The 4,654-nt window shown below is 37.3% G+C and carries 5 protein-coding genes; all 5 read right to left on the bottom strand.

All coding sequences use genetic code 11. The annotated features are described in order from the left end of the window. Positions 1-233: 233 nt before the first annotated feature. The 5 genes from ACFIKG_RS02720 to trwL all read right to left on the bottom strand — a co-directional run bounded on the left by ACFIKG_RS02720 (position 234) and on the right by trwL (position 4,640). Positions 234-986: a type IV secretion system protein gene (locus ACFIKG_RS02720; RefSeq protein ID WP_375651699.1), complete on the bottom strand. Its 753-nt coding sequence runs from the start codon at positions 984-986 to the stop codon at positions 234-236. Beyond that, positions 983-3,454, bottom strand: a complete 2,472-nt coding sequence (locus ACFIKG_RS02725) for a VirB4 family type IV secretion/conjugal transfer ATPase (RefSeq protein ID WP_375651700.1) — start codon at positions 3,452-3,454, stop codon at positions 983-985. Before ACFIKG_RS02725 ends, ACFIKG_RS02720 begins: the two co-directional genes overlap by 4 nt. Before the next feature lie 2 nt (positions 3,455-3,456). Beyond that, positions 3,457-3,765: a type IV secretion system protein VirB3 gene (locus ACFIKG_RS02730; protein WP_375613868.1), complete on the bottom strand. Its 309-nt coding sequence runs from the start codon at positions 3,763-3,765 to the stop codon at positions 3,457-3,459. A gap of 12 nt (positions 3,766-3,777) precedes the next feature. Continuing rightward, complete coding sequence (locus ACFIKG_RS02735) at positions 3,778-4,089, bottom strand: conjugal transfer protein (RefSeq protein WP_375626644.1); 312 nt, start codon at positions 4,087-4,089, stop codon at positions 3,778-3,780. Positions 4,090-4,325: 236 nt separating this feature from the next. Continuing rightward, a complete protein-coding gene (gene trwL, locus ACFIKG_RS02740) occupies positions 4,326-4,640 on the bottom strand; it encodes a VirB2 family type IV secretion system major pilin TrwL (RefSeq protein ID WP_375651701.1) in 315 nt (104 codons plus the stop codon). Positions 4,641-4,654: the final 14 nt, after the last annotated feature.

The raw sequence follows: 4,654 nt of genomic DNA on the forward strand, positions 1-4,654 counted from the left end.
GATCAATTTTAGTGAAAAGTTGCGTGAACACTGTAAAGTCCATGGAATTCCTCTTTAATGAATTTTCAACTTTTTATATGCTTTTTAAGCATTTTTCGTTGAGCTTTTTAGGATAGAATTAAATTTCGTAGACCTTTTCAGTTTATGAGAGATAACTGAATATTATGCATTAACTTTTGCTTTTTACGAGCATACAAGAAAAATAATACAACGAAATATTGTTATAAAAAGCTTTATCTAATAAATCTTATGGTAGGCATTTTCGCGTTTTTACTATTCAAAATTTTTATGTTATGTTTGTCCTTCTGCTGTTTAATAAGTGCATGTTCAGCGTTGCGTAAATGTGTGACCATTTGTAGTTTTGCTGTTTCATTTTGTAGCTTAGCGAGCATTCCAATTATATGTGCTTGTAACTCAGCAATACTTTTTAGATCTTTTGTTGTCTTGATTTCATTTAATAGTTCTTCAATTTGCTGAAAACGATTATTTGCTTCTTCAAAAGTCTTTAAACTTACGGCTTTATCAGTGATGGCTGCATATTGAATACGATCGTTGATAAAACTGCTAGATTCATGGACAGAGATAGGAATTTCTTCTTCTTTTAAAATCTTTTTAAGTGATGTAGATAGCGCTGAAGATTCATTTCTATTGTAGAGCGTTTCTGGATTTTTGAGAAAAAAACTGCTGTGATCTGTTTGTGCATTTTTAAGTTTTTTAGTGTCGAACTTTTGGCTTCCCGTTATAGACTCGTATATCTTTTTTGTTTTCTCAAGTTGTTTTTTTAGCATATCGAGAAGTTGGGTATCAGGTTGTGAAGGTTTTTTAGGCGTTGATGTATTCGAAGATGAACCTCCAAAAAAATTGGGCCACGTCGTCGGAACTGATGCCGACAAATCTGCTGCTCCAGCGCCCCAAACCCAAGCCATTGCTGGGTTTGAAATCCCTAAAGTTATTACAATTGCTATTGAAATGACCTTTTTTTTCATGTTTCCCTCCTGTCATTTTTTGCGTGCTGTAAGAAAATTGGTAACCATATTGCTGGATCATCACCAACTTCCGCGATAATGCTTTCGGCTAATTCTGCGTTATCAGGTGTACCTGATAACACCAAGAGCTCGTCACTAAAGTCGTGTTCGATGGTTTTTCCATCGCGTGTCAGATGGAATTTACCAAGATTCAGTTCTGCAAGCGCAGATTGATCACCCTGCTTAATGAGGAATTGGCGACTAAACTCACCAAGTCCTTTAACGAGTTCAAATTCAGTATCTGTTAGTTTAAAGCCTTTTGTATAATCTTCATAGTTTGCTTTGGGGTTGGCTAGAAAAATGTAAGTTGCACACTGTTGAATGAGTGTTTTGGCAATATTACTTTCCAAGGCATCGCTAGGCTCTTGTGTTGCATAAACAAAAATACCATTTTGTTTACGGATAGTCTTTTGTTTATTTTTCGCTAAATCTTCAAAGTACGGATCTTGCAAAGGCTTCCAAAACTCATCAAAGATATACATAAATCGCTGTCCGCTAATCATGCCTTCTGTGCGGTAAAGCAAATACATCATCACTGGAGTGCGAGTTTCAAAATTATCTAAAAATTCCGTGATATCAAAGCCGTAAATTTGATGTGTTGAGAGATCAAGAGCATCATGGGGATTATCAAACAACCATCCATAATCACCACCTTCACACCATTTTAGTAAGCGAGCATGAACAGAAGGATGAGCATTATAATCACTTAAACGCGGATTTGGTAAAAATTGTACCAGAAAGGACAAACGACGGAGTGATTGGTCAATGTTACTGCCCATAACAGACATAACCGCTTTGTTAATTTCTTCCTCGTCGTGATGCGTGACCTCACCACCAGCTTCTGCCAATTTTTTAACAAATTGTTTCAGAAAAATAAGATTTTCTTGTGTGGGTGGGAGTTGGAAAGGATTGAAACCACTTCTCCTGCCTGGCTTGAATGTTAAATATTTTCCACCCATCGCCCGAATGGCAATTTCCATGCCACGATCTTTATCAAAAACAACAGTTGTCGGCTTAAATTTTTGTGCTTGTGCTAACAAAAAGCCGAGTAACACGGTTTTACCGGAACCAGATTGTCCGATAAGTGCGGTATTACCGAGCAAACGTTTATCTGTTGAGTCCTCTTCAAGTTTGGAGGCATGAAAGTTGAAATAAAGCGGTGTTTTACTGGTTGTTTTAAGAATTGTGACGGCTGGGCCCCATGGGTTACCAGTGGGTTTTCCTGACATAAAATTATGAAAAGATGAAAATGATAAAAAGTTTAATGATGTAATCGGAGCAGGACGTGGTCTCCATTTCCAATTGCCAGGAAGTTGTGCCCAATAGCCAGCCTCTATCGCTAAGTCTACAGGTTTGGGGAGTAGTGCAACGTCTAGTAATGCTGCACTCGCTTTGGCCATATGGTCGCGAACTTGTTGAATTGTATCACCATAGATAGTCAATGTGCAGTGATGTTCTCCCATGACAAAATGCCCGCTGATAAGCTGGTTTAGTGCTTCGTCAATTTGTTCAATTTGGCTCGTTGCCACATCTCGTGCATCAATAAGGTTACGCTGATGCCGTTGTAAATAGTCTTTAGCAGCATGTCGAGAAAGCACCGAAAAGCTCTGTGTCAATATGAACTCGAAGTCACTTTCCAACAAAACATTTAATTGTCCCGGTTTGGTTGTTGCATCATATTCTTTAACTTCCAGCATTCCAAATCGACGCATTCCACTGGTTGTTCGCAGTTCACCAAGAGCACCCCATTTTGAGAAAAAAGGTCGATTGATAGACATATAGTCAGCAAAACGGTCATGGCAAATTGGCATGGGGCGATATTCACCATTGACAAGCATTCCAAGGAACTCAAGTGCAGAAGAATAAGCATGTCCATTTTTTTCATAAGCACCAAGAAGTTCTGCACCGTAACGGTTTAAAGATTGGCCTAAAGTACGATTGATGTCATTGAGTTCTTTGATACATGAGTCTTGTCGCATCTTTTTTTGGTCAAGCGTTTCACGTTCATGTTGAGAAAAGAACGACATAATTTTATCCGCTATCGGCTGAAAAATGACAGTCAGATATAAATCATTGACCATCAAATTATAACCAGTAAAGCTTTGCCGATATTTTTCATCAAGTTGATAGCAAAACATTTGATCAAATGTTGAATCAGGATATTCATAAACACGGCGGCGCACAATATGTGTCCAAAATGATAAATTGGCTGATGAAATACCCCGTAGAGTATTATTAAGCTCTTTTATCCATTGAAAGATATCTTCTTCTGAAGCGCTTTGATGTGAACGCCCGTCAATCTTCCAAATCGATAAATATTCCGCATTTTTAGTAGAGATAATCGTATCTGTAATATGATGTGAATAAGGCAGAAATAGGCTTACAGGTGTCTCTGATGCAAGGCGTTTGCTACTTTCAACAACTGTCATGTTTATCTCCTTTTACTGTAATCAGAGGGACTATAACTTGATGCGCCCCAAAAACCTTTGTTTCGATTGCGAAATTTAGTATCGATCCATAACCACCAGATACGAAATGCCTTATCATCGTTTTTAGTAATTTGCACCATAATGAACCATAATGGAGGTGCTATAATCCACAAAAAGATACTTACTGTCATAGCAATAACAGCAACCCCCATAACCATAACGATAAATGGCATCATGGGGACACCCCATATTGTTGGAACACGTGTTGCTCCTTTGAATAGGGGGAATTCTTTTTTTTCTTGTGATTTCATAGGGTGCTCTTGTCAGTGGAGGTAAAATAATATGTGGCTAATATAAAAGGCTGCACCAGCAATAATGACACTGAATGCCCATCGCATAAATGTAGCTCTTGCGATGATGCGAAATATATAAATAAGCAAAAGAAATAAAAGAATAATGATGGCGACGATAGGAATAAGTATACTTAATCCATATTGCATTCCTATGAAGGCATCCAAGCTTTCAGTTTCCGTCTGAGCATATGCAGATTTCGTTATTAATAACATTATTGAAGTGATAATAATAACATTAATCCTGTTGCACGCCTTCGCTTGAAAGGTATTTGATTGTTTCATATCCTTTATCCCCTTTTGATTAAAGTTGCTATAAATAATATTCCTTTTTTTAGTATGACTACATTATTACTGGCACACACCTATAATCGATGGATGTTAAAAACATTACGTATTATACTGATTCATGAATTACCTTTCAATAGTATTGTAGTAAGTTTTGTTGTAGAGGACACAACAATAATACTGACTATCTATCGTATAAACGTATTGTGTTGTATTATTTACAATTAACGCCATTATGGTCTAAATAGCATAGTAACAAGTTGGGTTGCAGAACCTGCGATGACAACACCGATTGCCCACCTCACAAATGTATCTTTTCCGATGTAACGCCCTGCATAACCAATTGCTAAGCACAACAGTATAACAGCAGCAGCGATAGGGATAATCACTTTTAAGTCTTTCTGTAAATCCTGTAGAGCTGTCTCCGCTTTTGTTAAAACGGTTGCTTGGGCATAAGTAGAATTATTTATAAAGAGCGCAGTCACAGCTGCAGAAATTGCGATGATTTTGTTGTTACTTTTCGATTTGAGATTAATTAATTTTTGCATATTTCACTCTATAA

This window comes from Bartonella sp. LB28NMGDW (genome assembly GCF_042194435.1).
Taxonomy (GTDB): Bacteria; Pseudomonadota; Alphaproteobacteria; order Rhizobiales; family Rhizobiaceae; genus Bartonella; species Bartonella grahamii.

Coding starts and splice junctions, on each gene's coding strand:
- ACFIKG_RS02725 (WP_375651700.1), bottom strand. CDS start 3,454: ATGACAGTTGTTGAAAGTAGCAAACGCCTTGCATCAGAGACACCTGTA.
- ACFIKG_RS02735 (WP_375626644.1), bottom strand. CDS start 4,089: ATGAAACAATCAAATACCTTTCAAGCGAAGGCGTGCAACAGGATTAAT.
- ACFIKG_RS02730 (WP_375613868.1), bottom strand. CDS start 3,765: ATGAAATCACAAGAAAAAAAAGAATTCCCCCTATTCAAAGGAGCAACA.
- ACFIKG_RS02720 (WP_375651699.1), bottom strand. CDS start 986: ATGAAAAAAAAGGTCATTTCAATAGCAATTGTAATAACTTTAGGGATT.
- trwL (WP_375651701.1), bottom strand. CDS start 4,640: ATGCAAAAATTAATTAATCTCAAATCGAAAAGTAACAACAAAATCATC.